Source organism: Streptomyces sp. CNP082 (genome assembly GCF_059570535.1).
Map to the genome: position 1 here is coordinate 54,193 of NZ_JCANSZ010000015.1, position 14,289 is coordinate 68,481.

The window sequence follows — 14,289 nt, forward strand, 5'->3', positions numbered from 1 at the left end:
CGGCAGAAAGGCAGAAAGGAGGTCCGGCCATGCCCCCAGCGTCCCGCTCCAGCCGGACCAGGGCGCAGTTGACCCTGAAGGAGCCCCCGGCCTCGGTCGGGGCGAAGCCCGGCGGGACGATCGCGCGGCTGAACCTGCAGTTCAACCCCTCCACGCTGGAGCTGCGCAAGACCACCGAGTGGCGCCGCACGCCGTCCCGGATGGCGGGGCAGTCGGCGCTGCCCGAGTTCGTCGGCAGCGGCCCGCGCGAGCTGAGCCTCGAGGTGTTCCTGGACGCCACGGCCACCCACGACAACTCCGTGGAGCTGGCGGTGGAGAAGCTGATGAAGGCGTGCGTGCCGACCCCGGCCAGCCTGGGCCGCAAGAAGCCGGCCAGCCCGTGGGTGCGGTTCGAGTGGGGCACCGCGCGGACGACCTCGTTCGACGGGGTGCTCTCCAGCCTGTCGGTGTCGTACACGCTCTTCGACGTGGACGGCAAGCCGCTGCGGGCCACCTGCTCGCTGTCCATCGAGGAGGCGAGCGTCGACCCGCCGGGCCAGAACCCGACGTCCGGCGCGCGTACCGCCCGCAGTACGCACACCGTGGTGGCGGGCGACAGCCTGGCCATGCTGGCCTGGCGGGAGTACGGCGACGCGACGGCCTGGCGGGTCATCGCGGAGGCGAACGGAATCGACAACCCCATGGTGCTCGTGCCCGGCACCGAGCTGGTGGTGCCGGGGCTGCGGGACGCGGACGGTGAGGAGGAGCGGTGACCACATCCGTGGACAGAGGAGCGGTGACCACATCCGTGGACAAGGGTGGCCGGTCGTTCGCGGCGGACCCCGTCGTGGAGACGCCCGGCGAACTGCCGCCGGCCTGGGCCGCCCAGTTGGTGAGCTGCGTGGTGGACGAGAACGTGGGCCTGCCGGACGCGGCGGTGCTCACCTTCCGCGACCCGGATCACGAGTTCCTGCGGGCGACCGGCGTCACCATCGGCACCCCGCTGCGGGTGTCGGTGGTGACCGTGTCCGGCCGGGCGCGCGAGCGGCTGTTCAACGGCGAGGTGACGGCCCTGGAGGCGGACCGGGACCGCACGGGCTCGTTCACGGTGGTACGCGCCTACTCCAAGGCGCACCGCCTCCAGCGGGGCCGGAAGGTGGTGGCGTACCGGAACATGACGGCGGCGGCCATCGTCCGCAAGGTGGCCGCCGGGGCCGGGCTGGCCTGCGGCACGGTGCAGGCCGCACCGGTCAGGTACAAGCAGCTCTCGCAGGCGAACGTGTCCGACTGGGACTTCCTGCAGTTCCTGGCCGCCGAGAGCGGCGCGCAGGTGCGCGTCGACGACAAGGGGCTGCTGCAGTTCACCAAGCCGAAGAAGGCGTCCGGGGCGCCCGCGCCGTCGACCTCGGCCGCCCGGAATCCGATGGTGCTGGAGTACGGGCGGAACCTGCTGGCACTGCGGGCCTCGCTGTCGGCCGCGGACGGTGCACAGCAGGTGGAGGTGCGCGGCTGGGACGTCACCACGAAGCGGCCCCTGGTGGCCCGGCAGCCGTCGGTCAGCAGTGACACGGTGGTGGCGGGGCTGAGCCCGGCGCTGGCCGCCCGGTTCGGCAAGTCGTCGAAGCTGACGGTCACCGACACCCCGTACCGCACCCAGGCCGAGACGACCGCGGTCGCGGACGCGGTGGCCGATCAGGTCAGCGCGGGCTTCGGGGAGCTGGAGGCGGTGGCCGAGGGCAACCCGCTGCTGCGGGCGGGCAAGCCCGTGGCGCTCGGCAACGTCGGGCAGGCGTTCTCCGGCCGGTACACGGCGACAGCGGTGCAGCACGTCCTCGAACCGCACGGCGGGTACCGGACGACGGTGTGGGTGAGCGCCAGCCCCGACCGCTCCCTGACCGGCCTGGTGACCGGTGCCAACGCGCCGAGCCGCGGGCCGCGGATGCCGGGTCTTGCGATCGGCGTGGTGACGGACGTGCGCGAGCCGGCCGGTTCCGAGCGGGGCGCCGTGAAGGTGAAGTTCCCCTGGCTGGACGACACGTACGTCAGCGACTGGGTGCGCACCGTGCAGTGGGGCGGCAAGGGCGGCGGAGGCGTGGTCAGCCCGGAGGTCAACGACGAGGTCCTGGTCGGCTTCGAACAGGGCCTGCTGGACAGCCCGTACGTCATCGGCGGGCTCTACAACGGCGTGGACAAGCCGTCGCCGCACGACGTCCCGCTGATCGACAAGACCACGGGGAAGGTCAACCGCCGCTCCCTCGTGTCGCGTTCGGGACACCGGGTCGAGTTGCTGGACGCGCGGGCTCCGGGCCCCTCCGGTGTCCGGCTCATGTCCGCCGACGAGCGCCTGGAGGTGTTCCTCGACGACCGGCGCGACCGGATCGAGCTGACGGTGTACGCCTCGAAGGGCCGGCAGCGGCCCCTCACCTCCGTCCTGCTCGACAAGTCGGGCATCACCCTGGACGCGGGGCGGGGGAACGTGCGCGTGTCGGGCGCGAACGTGGACATCCAGGGCCGGGTCGGGGTGAAGATCGGCGGGCGCAGGGTGAGCGTCAGCGGCTCGTCTGACGTCACCGTCGACGGCGGTCTGCTCGGCGTCCTCAAGGCCAGGCTCATCCGGATCAACTGACCGCTGTCCGCCGTACCCACGGCCCTTTCAAAGGAGCGCCGCATGCCTGCCGCAGCCCGTACCGGCGACCCCACCAACCACGGCGGGGTGATCGCCACACCACCGCCGCCCGCCGCCAGGGCGGTGGCCACCGTGCTCATCGGCGGTCGCCCCGCCGCCGTCGTCGGAAGCGTGCACACCTGCGTGATAGCGCCGCACGCGGCCCTGGGTCCTGGCAACGTGATCGTGCCCAACCCGGCCGGGCTCGCCTCGGGCACCGTGCTCATCGGCGGGCTGCCGGCCGCGAAGGCCCGCGACCAGACGACGTGCGGCGCCATGATCGTGGCCGGCGCCCCGAACGTCCTGATCGGCGGTGTGTGATGAGCGAGCAGTTCATCGGCCGCGGCTGGGCGTTCCCGCTGCGCACCGGGCCGACCGGCGGGATCGCCATGGTCGAACGGGACCGGGAGATCGAGGAGGCGATCCGGCTGGTGCTCGGCACCGCGCCCGGCGAGCGCCCCATGCGCCCCGCGTTCGGCTGCGGCATCCACGACTACGTCTTCGCCCCCGGCGACGGCGCCACCGCCGGACGTATCGCGCAGCAGGTGCGCGAGGCGCTTGAGCGGTGGGAGCCGCGGATCACGGTGGACGACGTGGTGGTCGCCTTCGACGCCGTCGAGGACGGCACCCTCTACATCGACGTGCACTACTGCGTGCGCTCCACCAACGACCGGCGCAACCTGGTCTTTCCCTTCTACACGATCCCCTCCGAGGAGGGGGCCGAGGAACTGGTCGCGGACTGATGGCCCTGCCCTCCCCCAACCTGGACGACCGGCGCTTCCAGCAGCTCGTCGACGAGGCGAAGCGGTACGTGCAGCAGCGCACCCCCGAGTGGACCGACCACAACGTATCCGACCCGGGCGTCACCCTGATCGAGACGTTCGCCTACATGGTGGACCAGTTGCTGTACCGGCTGAACCGGGTCCCGGACAAGAACTACACCGCGTTCCTGGACCTGCTGGGCATCCGCCTCTTCCCGCCGGCCGCGGCCGGGGCCGAGGTCGACTTCTGGCTGTCGGCCCCGCAGCCCGACACGGTCGCCCTGCCCGCGGGCACCGAGGTGACCACCGCGGGCGGCGAGAGCGAGGAGGCCGTGGTGTTCATGACCGCGGACGAACTGCTCATCCTGCCGGGCGAATTGGTACGGCTGGTGACCGCGCCCCGCTCCGGTGAGCAGACCGACATGACCGGCACGCTCGCCGAAGGCCGGGACGTCCGCTGCTTCCAGGCGGCGGCCCCGGAGCCCGGTGACGCGCTGCTGTTCGGCCTGCCGACGGGGGTACCGCGCTGCATCGTCGCGCTGCGTCTGGACAGCCGGGTGGAGGGCATCGGCGTGGACCCGCGCCAGCCCCCGCTTGAGTGGGAGGCGTGGACCGGCGGCGGCTGGCAGGTCTGCGAGACCGGCACGGACACCACCGGCGGCCTGAACCAGCCCGGTGAGGTCACCGTGTACGTACCGGCCGGGCACACCGCGTCGGTGATCGGCGGGACCCGGGCGGGCTGGCTGCGCTGCCGGGTCACCGAGGTGGCGCCCGGCCAGCCGTTCTACTCGGAGTCCCCGACGGTGCGCGAGGCGGCGGTGTTCACCGTCGGCGGCACCGTGTCCGTGGAGCACGCCGAGACCGTGACCGACGTGCCGCTGGGCACCTCGGAGGGCGTCGCCGGGCAGACGTTCCGGCTCGGCCGCCCGCCGGTCCTCCTGGACCGTGAGCCTCCGGTGGTGGAGGTGTCGTCGGCCGACGGGTGGCAGCGCTGGGAGGTCGTGGAGCACTTCGGCCGCTCCGGCCCCGCCGACCGGCACGTCCGCGTGGACGCCACCACCGGCGAGTTCACCTTCCCCCCGGTGCTGCGCGAGCCGGACGGCACGCTGCGCCAGTGCGGAGCCGTACCGCCCAAGGGGGCCCGGATCCGGGTGGCCCGCTACCGCACCGGCGGCGGCCCTGCCGGCAACGTCGCCCGCGGCGCGATCTCCGTGCTGCGCAGCTCCGTTCCGTACGTGGCCAGCGTCACCAACCGGGAGGCGGCGCGCGGCGGGGTGGCCGGTGAGACCGTCGCCAACGCCAAGCTGCGGGCGCCGGACGTGCTGCGGATGCAGGAGCGTGCGGTGACCGCCGAGGACTACGAGATCATCAGCCGCCAGGCCGCGCCCTCGGTACGCCGGGTCCGCTGCCTGCCCGCCGCGGAGGGTGCGGGTGCGGTACGGGTCCTGGTGGTGCCGGACGCGGTGGCCGACGAGGGCGACGACCGGCTCCGCTTCGAGCAGTTGATCCCCTCCGGCCAGGTCCTCGAAGCGATCACGGCGAGCCTCGACGAACGACGCCTCATCGGCACCCGTCTCGTGGTGGAGCCGCCGGTCTACCAGGGCGTCACCGTGGTCGCCCGGCTCGCGACGGCACCGGGCGACACCGACCGGGTCCGCGAGGCGGCGCTCGACGCCCTGTTCCGCCACCTCAACCCGCTGCACGGCGGCCCGGACGGGACCGGCTGGCCGTTCGGACGGCCGGTGCAGTACGGCGAGGTCTTCGGCATCCTGCAACGCGCCACCGGCAACGCGCTGGTGGAGGAGATCCGCCTGTTCCCCGCCGACCCGGTCACCGGCCGCCGGGGCGCCCCGGCAGACCGTATCGACGTGGCGGCGGGCGCGCTGGTCTTCTCGTACCAGCACCAGGTCGTCGTCACGGCACTCGGGCAGGAGGCACGGGGATGAGCGTAGCCGGCACCGCCGCAGAGCAGCCGGAGGCCGTGCGATGAGCCGCGCTGCCGTACCCGGGCTGACGAGCAGGTACCCGATCGGGGAACAACTGCCCGCCCTGTACGCCGACGACGACTTCGCGCAGCGGTTCACCGCCGGTCTGGACACCGTCCTCGCCCCGGTGTTCGCGACCCTCGACAACCTGGCCGCGTACCTCGACCCGTGGGTGACGCCCGCCGACTTCCTGGCCTGGCTGGCGTCGTGGGTGGGTGCCGCCGACGACCCGCAGTGGCCGGTCGGGGTGCGCCGCCGGGCGGTCGTGCGCGCGGTGGAGCTGCACCGGTGGCGCGGCACCAGACGCGGGCTGGTCGAGGCCCTGCACCTCGCGCTCGGGGTGCACGCCGACGTGGCCGACGACGGCGGCTCGCGCTGGTCGCGTACCGCCGGGACCGAGCTGCCGCCGGAGCCTCCCGCCGAGGTCCTGGTCCGGGTGTGGCCGGGCCGCGAGGCGCGGGTGGACGCGGCCGGGGTCCACGAGATCGTCCAGGCCATGTGCCCGGTGCACACCGTCTGCCGGGTCCAGGTCCTGTCCGGCCCGCCCGCCGGCGAAGGGAGGTGACGCCGTGCGCGAATGTCCGGTCTGCGGGGCGTCCAACGGCTCCACCGACGACTTCTGCGGCAACTGCGGCGCATATCTGGGCTGGTCGGACACGACACCGGCCGCGGGCACAGGCGCAGACTCCAGCGCCGACGAGGGGCCCGGCACCTGTCCCGGCCAGGACGGGCCCGCGGCCCCGGCGTCCCCGGCCGCGCCCGACGGCACCCGTACCGGGACGCCCGCCGCCACGCGCGGCCCGGCCACCGGCGACGGGGAGTCCCCCCGCACCGACGACGCCCAGGAGGCCGCCCCCTCCGGGCCACCCGGACCCCCGGCCTCCGCGCCCACGGCGTCGCCCCCGTCCGCCGGCTCCGCACCCGCCGCGTCCGAGACCGCCGCGGGGCCCCCGCAGGCCCCGGCCGCACCACCAGCGCCCACCACCCGCACCCCGGCCGCCCCCTCCCCCGCCCCTGAGGAACCGGCACAGGACCCCGTCGGGCCCGTGCAGCCCGCGAAGCCGGTGGCCCCCCGTCCCGTCGTACGCCAGGCGGCGGTGCCGGACGAGGGGGCGGGCGTGCCCTGTCCCTCCTGCGGTACGCCCAATCCTCCGGACCGCCGGTTCTGCCGCCGCTGCGCGGCCGAGCTGCGGCCCGCCGCGAAGACCGCCCCGCTGCCGTGGTGGCGGACCGTGTGGCCGTTCCGCCGCCGGGTGCACGCGAGTTCGGGGCGGGGGGTGCGGCTGCTGGTGATCCTGGCCGTGGTGGTGGCGCTGGTCGCGGGCGGCTTCCTGCTGCTGCCGGCCGGACGCGCCCTGTTCGAGGACACGCGGGACAAGCTGGCCGAGCCGACACCCGTGACGCCGGTGGCCGTCGAGGCGAGCGCCGAGGTCCGCGGGCACCCGGCGAAGAACACCACCGACGGGCTCCGCGACAGGTACTGGGGGGCTCCCGCGGCGGGCGCTTCGGTGACGTACACCTTCCGCAAGCCGTTCCGGCTGGTCAGCCTGATCATCACCAACGGCGCGTCCGCGAAGCCGGAGGAGTACGCCGGCCAGGCACGCGCGCTCCGGGTGCGCATGGAGGTGACGACGCAGGACGGCGAGAAGCACGGCGAGGAACTCACCCTCAGCGACAAACCGGGCTCTCAGACGTTCCCCACCGGCATCAGCGACGTGAAGGCGGTACGGCTGGTGCTGCGCTCCGCCGCCGGCCTCACCGAGGACCGTCATCTGGCGCTGGCCGAGGTCGAGTTCTTCCAGCGAAGCTGACCTGAACACGAAGGTTCCCGCACCCGGACGGCGGCCGAAGAATCTGGATCTGCCGGCAATGCCGCATTGCCGCAGGCCAGTTCGGCGAGGAGAATTGAGGTTCGCTCCCAGCGCCCGCCCGGCCTCCCGGGCTGTTCGACGCTGCGCGCTCAGGCCCGTTCACCCCGCCGTGCGTTCCGTACGCCCCCAGCCCCCAGGGAGGGCCCTTGCCCTTCGGTCCCGCCACCGGTGACACCGGTCCGTCCGGCCGCATCCTCGAACCTGCGGAGTGGGCGGCGGCCGGCATCCCACTGCTGCGCAACCCCCGCGGGATCGTCACCGGCCTGCACGCCCGCCACCGGCCACCGCCGCAGACGGCGGTGATCGCCGTGCTCGACCCCGACGAGCGGCTGCGCGCGAGCGCCTCGCTGGCGCGGCACGAAGCGGGGCGCCCGGAGGCCGCCGCGGACGGCTGGGACCTGCGCAACGCGCTGCTCGGCCGGCTCCGCCGGATCATCCCGCACGACCTGCGCCGCCGCTTCCCGGTCCGTACGGCGGTGCTGCTGTACTGCCGCACCGGGGACGCCGGCTGGACGGCGGAGGACGGCGCGTGGATGTGGGGGCTGCGGGACGCCTGCACGCTGCACGGGCTGCGCTGCGGCGCGTACATCACCCTCACCGGCGACGGCTGGCAGGTGCTGGGCGAAGGCCGCGGTGGCCGCCGCCCGTACGCGGACGGGCCGCCGGTGGACGCGGAGTTCACCGCGGACGCGCCCGCGGCACAGCTCGGCACGTCCGCGGGCCCGCGGGCGCTGCCGCCGCCGGAGACGGCGCAGGAGGCGGCGCTGGAGACAGACGAGGCGGAGCAGAGCGTTTCGTGGGCCGTCTGAGCCGCCCGCTGCCGTGCGGCGCCACGGCCCGCGGCGCCGCACCGCTCAGGCCGAGACGCCCAGGACGCCGTTGATGTACTCCGCGTCGCCGCAGAGGATCAGCAGCGCGCTCGCGCGCGTCATCGCCGCCGGCAGCGCCGCGGCCGTCGCCTCGTCGCCGCCGCCGTTGACGGCGACGACCACCACCGGCCGCCGCTTCAGCCGCTCGGAGGCCGCGGCGTCGGCGTAGAAGACGTCGTCCCCCGCGGTCTCCTGCGTCCAGTAGCCGTCCTCGCCGAACGACAACTCGTGTGCCGCCCACGGGTGCAGCTCACCGGTGGTCAGGACCAGGATCTCGGCCGGCGCACGGCCGGATTCCAGCAGCAGGTCGACGGCTTCGTCGGCGGCGTCGACGGCGCCCTCGGGCGTCGCGGGGATCAGTTGGAGCTGCGGCCCGGCGGCGGGCCTGGCCTGGCCGCCGGCGGGTGCGGGACGGGCGCCGGGCGCGGTGGCACCGGGGCCGCGGCCACCGGGGCCGGAACGGGAGCCGCCACGCGGCCGTACGGGTCGGGGGCCTGGGATGGGACGAGGGGACGCACTGCGGCCCGGGACGCTCTCGTGAGTCGGAGAGTCCTCGGCTGGGAGAGGCATGGGCGCATGTCTATCAAACAGCTCTGACAAGCACATCAGCGGGTGGGCCACTGAAGGACCCGGCACTCACCGCTCGCGGCGGCCGGGGCCGCCGGGCGCACCCGTCAGATGTCGAGCCCCGTCTGCCCGGCCGCCTCCAGCTCCGCCGCCTGGGGCGCGAGCCGGGGCCGCTTCAGGTGCTGCCACTTCGCCAGCGCGTCCATGTACGCCCAGGAGAGCCGGTGGTGGCCGGTGGGCCCGTACTCCTGGAGGGCGGCGCGGTGCACGGGCGAGGGATAGCCGGCGTTGTCCTCGAACGCGTACGGCTCGTACTCCGCCCGCTCGGCGCCCAGTTCGGCCATGCGGGCATCCCGGTGGACCTTGGCGAGCACGGACGCGGCGGCGACGGCGACGCACGACTGGTCGCCCTTGATCACCGTACGGACCCGCCAGGGCGCCCCGAGGTAGTCGTGCTTGCCGTCGAGGATGACCGCGTCCGGCCGTACGGGCAGCGCCTCAAGCGCCCGGCCCGCGGCGAGCCGCAGGCACGCCGTCATGCCCAGCTCGTCGATCTCCTGCGACGAGGCGTGGCCCAGCGCGTGCGCGGTGACCCACCCCGTCAGCTCGGCGGCCAGCGCCTCGCGCCTCTTGACGGTCAGCAGTTTGGAGTCGGTGAGCCCTTCGGGCGCGCGGCGCAGGCCGGTGACGGCCGCGCACACGGTGACGGGCCCGGCCCAGGCACCCCTGCCGACCTCGTCGACGCCGGCGACGAGCCGGGCGCCCGTGGTGGCGCGCAGGGAGCGCTCGACGCGGTGGGTGGGCGGCTCACAAGTGCTCATAAGGCCAGCCTACGACCCGCCCCCGGACGCCCCGCGCCCACCCGCGCGGGCGGCCCGCAGACCGTCACTCCACCTGCAGCAGCGGCACCATCACCTGGTCGACCAGCTCGTCCATGTCCTCCTCGCTGAGGTCCCGCCCGGTGGTCTTGTGCCGGTACATCATCATCGCCGGCAGCACGTCCAGCACCAGTTCCCCGTTGACCTCGGGCCGTACGTCCCCCCGCTCCACCCCGCGGCGCAGCAGCTCGGCGATGAGCGCCTTGCCCGGGTTGATGATCTGCCCCATGACCACCTCCTGGAACTGCTCGGCCTGCTGGCGGTCGCACTCGTCGAGCACGGCGCGCATCGCCTGGCCGCCGCTGGAGTACATGCGCTCGCGCAGCGCGTGGCAGAACTCGGTGAGGTCGGCCCGCAGGCTGCCCCGGTCCGGCTGTGCCTCCAGGGGCGGCACTCCGGCCCGCAGCGCGTCCTCGACGAGCGCCGCCTTCGACGCCCACCGCCGGTAGACGGCCGCCTTCCCGGTCTGCGCACGGGCGGCGACGCCCTCGATGGTCAGCCCCTTCCAGCCGGCGACGCCGAGCTGTTCGAGGGCGGCGTCCAGGATGGCGCGTTCGAGTACGTCGCCTCGGCGGCGCACGCCGCCCGCCTGGCTCTGGCTGGTCTCGGTGCACGCTCCGGGAGCGGTCCGGCGCGAACTACCCATATCGGTCTCTCCATCAGCGGTCATAGTGAACGCTTGCGTTCCCTCTCGGGGACCCCTACGCTCATCTCATCAGTGAACGCTACCGTTCACTATTTCACATGTATGGGGAACATGGTGACAACCTCTCAACTAGCGAACGAGCCTGAGACAGGCAAGGCTCCTCGCGGCGACCAGCGCAACATGGCGCTCGTCATCATCGCGGCCTGTCAGCTGATGGTCGTGCTCGACCTGACCATCGTGAATATCGCCCTTCCGTACATCCAGGATGACCTGGACTTCTCCACCACCGACCTGACCTGGGTCGTCAGCGCGTACACCCTCACCTTCGGCGGTCTGCTGCTCCTCGGCGGCCGGGCCGGCGACATCCTCGGCCGCCGCCGCGTCTTCGTCTTCGGCATCGCGCTCTTCATCGCCGCCTCGCTGCTCGGCGGCTTCGCGCAGGAGCCGTGGCAACTGCTCGTGGCCCGCGCGCTGCAGGGCGTCGGCGGTGCCATCGCCTCGCCCACCTCGCTCGCTCTGGTCACCACCACGTTCCCCGAGGGCCCAGAACGCAACCGGGCGTTCGGGGTGTTCGCGGCGGTCTCCGCAGGCGGCAGCGCCATCGGCCTGCTCGCCGGCGGCATGCTGACCGAATGGCTCGACTGGCGCTGGGTGCTCTTCGTCAACGTCCCCATCGGCCTGCTGATCATCGCCGCCGTCCCGGTGTACATCAACGAGTCGGAGCGGCACCCCGGACGCTTCGACGTCCTCGGCGCGCTGACCTCGACCCTCGGCATGGCGGCGCTCGTCTACGGGTTCATCCGCGCCGCCGAGGAGGGCTGGCGGGACAGCCTCACGATCGGCTCGTTCGTGGCGGCGGGGATCCTGCTCGTGGCGTTCGTCTTCGTCGAGCGCCACGCGAAGGACCCCATCACGCCGCTGAAGATGTTCACCGACCGCAACCGCTCCGGCACGTACGTGATCATGCTGAGCCTGTCCGCCGGCATGTTCGGCATCTTCTTCTACCTCGTGCTGTTCGTGCAGAACGTCCTCGGCTACAGCCCGATCAAGGCGGGCGTGGCGTTCCTGCCGATCACCGTGGCGATCATCGTCGGCGCGGGCGTGGCACAGAAGTTCCTGGCGGTGCTCGGGCCCAAGCCGTTCATGGTCGGCGGCTCGGTCCTCACCGCCATCGGCATGGGATGGCTGGTGTTCCTGGACATCGACAGCTCGTTCCTGGGCGGGGTGTTCGGGCCCGAGCTCGTCTTCGGCCTCGGCATGGGCATGAACTTCGTGACGCTGACCATCACCGCCGTCTCCGGCGTCGCGCAGCACGAGGCGGGCGCCGCCTCCGGGCTGCTCAACGCCACGCAGCAGGTGGGCGGTTCGCTCGGCCTGTCCATCCTGACCACCGTGTTCGGCACCGCCAGCAGGGACGAGGCGGAGAAGCAACTGCCGTCGTTCATGGCGGACGCCACGCCGGAGCAGAAGGGCCTCCTCGACAAGACCGGTGAGCTGCCGCCGCCGTGGGGTCAGCGGGTGCTCGCGGAGGGCATGTCCCAGGCGTTCATAGCCGCCACCGTCATGGTGCTGCTCGCCGCGGCCGTCGCCGTGGTCGCGATCAAGGTGCGCAAGAGCGATCTCGAAGCGCTGGCCGGTGCGGCGGGACCGGGCGTCGGCTGACCCGGCGCCCCCCACAAGCCGGTGGCCCTGCCAGTAGCGGGGCGGGGCCACCGGGCACCTCACTCCCCCGCCTCCCCCGCGGTTGCGGGGCGCGGCCCCGTCCTCGTGACGTACGCCGTGGACATGCGCCGCGTACGGCGCGGCCTCCGCTACGCGGCGTGCCGTCTCCGGCAGGCCGCCGGCCCGCACCGGGTCACCCGTGGTCCCGCGGCTTCGGAGGGCCGGAATCCGCGTCCGCCGGGACCCACTCGGGCAGCGGCTCCACGTGCCCGGCCCACGCCGCCGGCGGCGCCCCGGCCGCCGCCCCGGCGAGCACCCCGCCCACGATCGCGCAGGTGGTATCCACGTCCCCGCCCGCCTGCGCGGTCGTCCAGAAGGCACCCGTGAAGTCACCGAGGTGCCGGGCCGCCGACCACAGGGCGAACGGCACGGTGTCGTGCGCGCTGCGGCGGCGGCCGTTGCCCAGCACGGCGGCGACGGTGGCGACGTCGTCGTAGTCGAGCATGTCCCGCGCCCGGCGCAGCCCTTGGGCCACGGCGCTGCGCGGCACGAGTGCGATCACCTGGTCGAGGAGGGCGGCGCCGGCGGCCGGCCCGGATCCGCCGCCCGCCGGGCCTGCCGCGGTGCCGGCGGCCAGCGCCGCCGCCGCGGCCACCGCCATGCAGCCGGTGACGGCCTCGCGGTGCTGGTGGGTGACGTACGACGAGACCTCCGCCTGCCTCAGCGCCTCCTCGGCGTCCCCCGCGTACCAGGCGCCCAGCGGCGCCACCCGCGTCGCCGCACCGTTGCCCCAGGAGCCCTGTCCGTCGAAGAGGGCGGCGGCGATCCGGCGCCAGTCCCCGCCGTCGCGCACCTGCCGCAGGACCCGGTTCACCGCGCGCCCGTAGCCGCGCGGGCCGCCGGTGTCCTGCCGGCCGGCGAACAACGCGGCCAGCGCGTCCTGCTCGACGCGGCCGTGCGCGGCGAGCACCGCCACCACCGACGACGCCATCTCCGTGTCGTCGGTCCACCGCCACGGCGCGGACGGCAGCTCGCGGCGGGCCAGCAGGGGAAAGCTGCCGGGCTCGGAGTACCGGGCGCCGAGCGCATCGCCGACCGCGAGCCCGCGCAGGCTCGCGAGCGCGCGCGCCAGGCGGGCGTCGGGCACGCGCGCGCCCGCGTCGCCGGACACGCCGGCATCCCGGCCCGGGCCGGCGGTCTCAGCCGGGTCCTGGGCCGGTTCCCGGGGACCGTCCAGAGCCGGTGACGGGTCCGGCGGTGTGGCGGAAGCGGGGTCCGGTGTCATCTCGGGCACAGCGTAGCGGCGCATCCGGTCAGACGGTCCAGGAGCGCTCCAGATCCACCACGTCTCCCGCCAGCGCCGCCACGTCCGCCGTGGTCTGCGCGCGCAGCGCCAGCCGTTCCACCCGCTCGTCGCGGTACTTGCCGTGCTCCCCCTCCGACCACCACAGCGACAGCACCAGGAACTCCTCCTCCCCCGACTGTCCCAGCACCCCCCGCAGCATCCCGGGCGACCCCGCCATCGCCGGGTTCCACACCTTCTCCTGCATGAGCGTGAAGTGCTCCACGCGCTCCCCGTGGACCCGGCAGTGCGCGAGCCGCATCACGTCGGCGCCCTCGAACCGCGGCTCGAAGCCCACCTTCACGTCCATCCGGTGCTCGAAGAGCCGCACCCGCATGTCCCGGAACGTCCCGAGCTGGGCCGCCGCGAGCCGGTCGTGGGAGCGCGCCATGAACGAGTCGTACAGCGCCCTGCTCTCCCAGAAGGCAACGAGGTGCACGACACCCTCGCGCGCCCGGCTCCAGCCCCCGCCCTGCCCGAGAAACCCCGGTTCACCGGGCAGCCCCGCCCACTTCCGCTGCCCCCGCTCGAAACCCCGGCGGTCCACCACGGTGCAGCGAATCCACTTGACCAGCACCGCGCCATCGTACGGCCTTGCTCAGCGGCGATCACCGGCGTGCGAGCGGCAGTTCACGCCCCCTGGCCGCCGGTCACCGCCGCGACGACCTCCACCTCCAGCAGCGCGCCGTCCCGGGGCAGCCGGGAGACCTCGACGGTGGTGCTGGACGGCGGCGGACCGGAGAAGTACCCGCTGCGCACCTCCGCGTACACGGAGAGCAGGCTCATGTCGGTGAGGAACGAGCGGATGTTCACGACGTCCGCGAGCGTCGCGCCGTGCGCGGCGAGGATCGCCTTGAGGTTCTCCATCACGCGCCGGGTCTGCGCGCCCATGTCCCCCGGGCCGACGACCTGCCCGCCGGCGTCCAGCGCGATCTGCCCGGAGACGAAGAGCAGGGCGCCGTCGCCGCCGAGACCGAGGCGTACGACGTGGGAGAAGTGGCCCGCGGGCGGCGGGACGGCGGACGGGTTGTCGAAGGTCTTCTGCAGCGTCATGGATCGAAACG

General features: G+C 73.9%; 15 protein-coding genes. 9 read left to right on the forward strand and 6 right to left on the reverse strand.

Annotation, left to right across the window (positions count from 1 at the left end):
• Positions 1-29 precede the first annotated feature (29 nt).
• From B124_RS15055 to B124_RS15090, 8 genes are all read left to right on the forward strand, one after another.
• Entirely contained in the window at positions 30-752 is a 723-nt protein-coding gene (locus B124_RS15055; RefSeq protein WP_496503330.1) for a CIS tube protein, read from the forward strand.
• Positions 753-787: 35 nt separating this feature from the next.
• Positions 788-2,605: a VgrG-related protein gene (locus tag B124_RS15060; protein ID WP_496503389.1), complete on the forward strand. Its 1,818-nt coding sequence runs from the start codon at positions 788-790 to the stop codon at positions 2,603-2,605.
• A gap of 42 nt (positions 2,606-2,647) precedes the next feature.
• A complete protein-coding gene (locus B124_RS15065; protein ID WP_496503331.1) occupies positions 2,648-2,965 on the forward strand; it encodes a PAAR domain-containing protein in 318 nt (105 codons plus the stop codon).
• Positions 2,965-3,387, forward strand: coding sequence for a GPW/gp25 family protein (locus B124_RS15070; protein ID WP_496503332.1), 423 nt, complete (start codon positions 2,965-2,967; stop codon positions 3,385-3,387). Before B124_RS15065 ends, B124_RS15070 begins: the two co-directional genes overlap by 1 nt.
• Positions 3,387-5,351 (forward strand): putative baseplate assembly protein, encoded by a 1,965-nt coding sequence (locus B124_RS15075; RefSeq protein WP_496503333.1) that lies wholly within the window; start codon positions 3,387-3,389, stop codon positions 5,349-5,351. Before B124_RS15070 ends, B124_RS15075 begins: the two co-directional genes overlap by 1 nt.
• Before the next feature lie 40 nt (positions 5,352-5,391).
• Positions 5,392-5,955: a phage tail protein gene (locus tag B124_RS15080; RefSeq protein WP_496503334.1), complete on the forward strand. Its 564-nt coding sequence runs from the start codon at positions 5,392-5,394 to the stop codon at positions 5,953-5,955.
• A 4-nt stretch (positions 5,956-5,959) separates the two neighbouring features.
• Entirely contained in the window at positions 5,960-7,201 is a 1,242-nt protein-coding gene (locus tag B124_RS15085) for an NADase-type glycan-binding domain-containing protein (RefSeq protein WP_496503335.1), read from the forward strand.
• Between the two features lie 206 nt (positions 7,202-7,407).
• On the forward strand, positions 7,408-8,070 hold the full coding sequence (locus tag B124_RS15090) for a hypothetical protein (protein ID WP_496503336.1): 663 nt from the start codon (positions 7,408-7,410) through the stop codon (positions 8,068-8,070).
• 45 nt (positions 8,071-8,115) lie between these two features.
• Here the strand turns inward: B124_RS15090 and B124_RS15095 are convergent, their stop codons facing one another.
• The 3 genes from B124_RS15095 to B124_RS15105 form a co-directional block, all read right to left on the reverse strand.
• Entirely contained in the window at positions 8,116-8,700 is a 585-nt protein-coding gene (locus tag B124_RS15095; RefSeq protein WP_496503337.1) for a hypothetical protein, read from the reverse strand.
• A 104-nt stretch (positions 8,701-8,804) separates the two neighbouring features.
• Positions 8,805-9,518, reverse strand: a complete 714-nt coding sequence (rnhB, locus tag B124_RS15100; RefSeq protein ID WP_496503338.1) for a ribonuclease HII — start codon at positions 9,516-9,518, stop codon at positions 8,805-8,807.
• 64 nt (positions 9,519-9,582) lie between these two features.
• Entirely contained in the window at positions 9,583-10,221 is a 639-nt protein-coding gene (locus tag B124_RS15105) for a TetR/AcrR family transcriptional regulator (RefSeq protein ID WP_496503339.1), read from the reverse strand.
• Positions 10,222-10,335: 114 nt separating this feature from the next.
• Here B124_RS15105 and B124_RS15110 point away from each other — a divergent pair, with 114 nt between their 5' ends.
• Positions 10,336-11,883, forward strand: a complete 1,548-nt coding sequence (locus tag B124_RS15110; RefSeq protein ID WP_496503390.1) for an MFS transporter — start codon at positions 10,336-10,338, stop codon at positions 11,881-11,883.
• A gap of 193 nt (positions 11,884-12,076) precedes the next feature.
• Here the strand turns inward: B124_RS15110 and B124_RS15115 are convergent, their stop codons facing one another.
• From B124_RS15115 to B124_RS15125, 3 genes are read right to left on the reverse strand one after another with little or no spacing between them, the layout of a single operon-like run.
• Complete coding sequence (locus B124_RS15115; protein ID WP_496503391.1) at positions 12,077-13,177, reverse strand: ADP-ribosylglycohydrolase family protein; 1,101 nt, start codon at positions 13,175-13,177, stop codon at positions 12,077-12,079.
• Positions 13,178-13,196: 19 nt separating this feature from the next.
• Positions 13,197-13,802 carry a YdbC family protein gene (locus B124_RS15120; RefSeq protein ID WP_496503340.1) on the reverse strand — a complete coding sequence of 202 codons (606 nt, stop codon included), beginning with the start codon at positions 13,800-13,802 and terminating at the stop codon, positions 13,197-13,199.
• 53 nt (positions 13,803-13,855) lie between these two features.
• On the reverse strand, positions 13,856-14,278 hold the full coding sequence (locus tag B124_RS15125; protein WP_496503341.1) for a RidA family protein: 423 nt from the start codon (positions 14,276-14,278) through the stop codon (positions 13,856-13,858).
• Positions 14,279-14,289 lie beyond the last annotated feature (11 nt).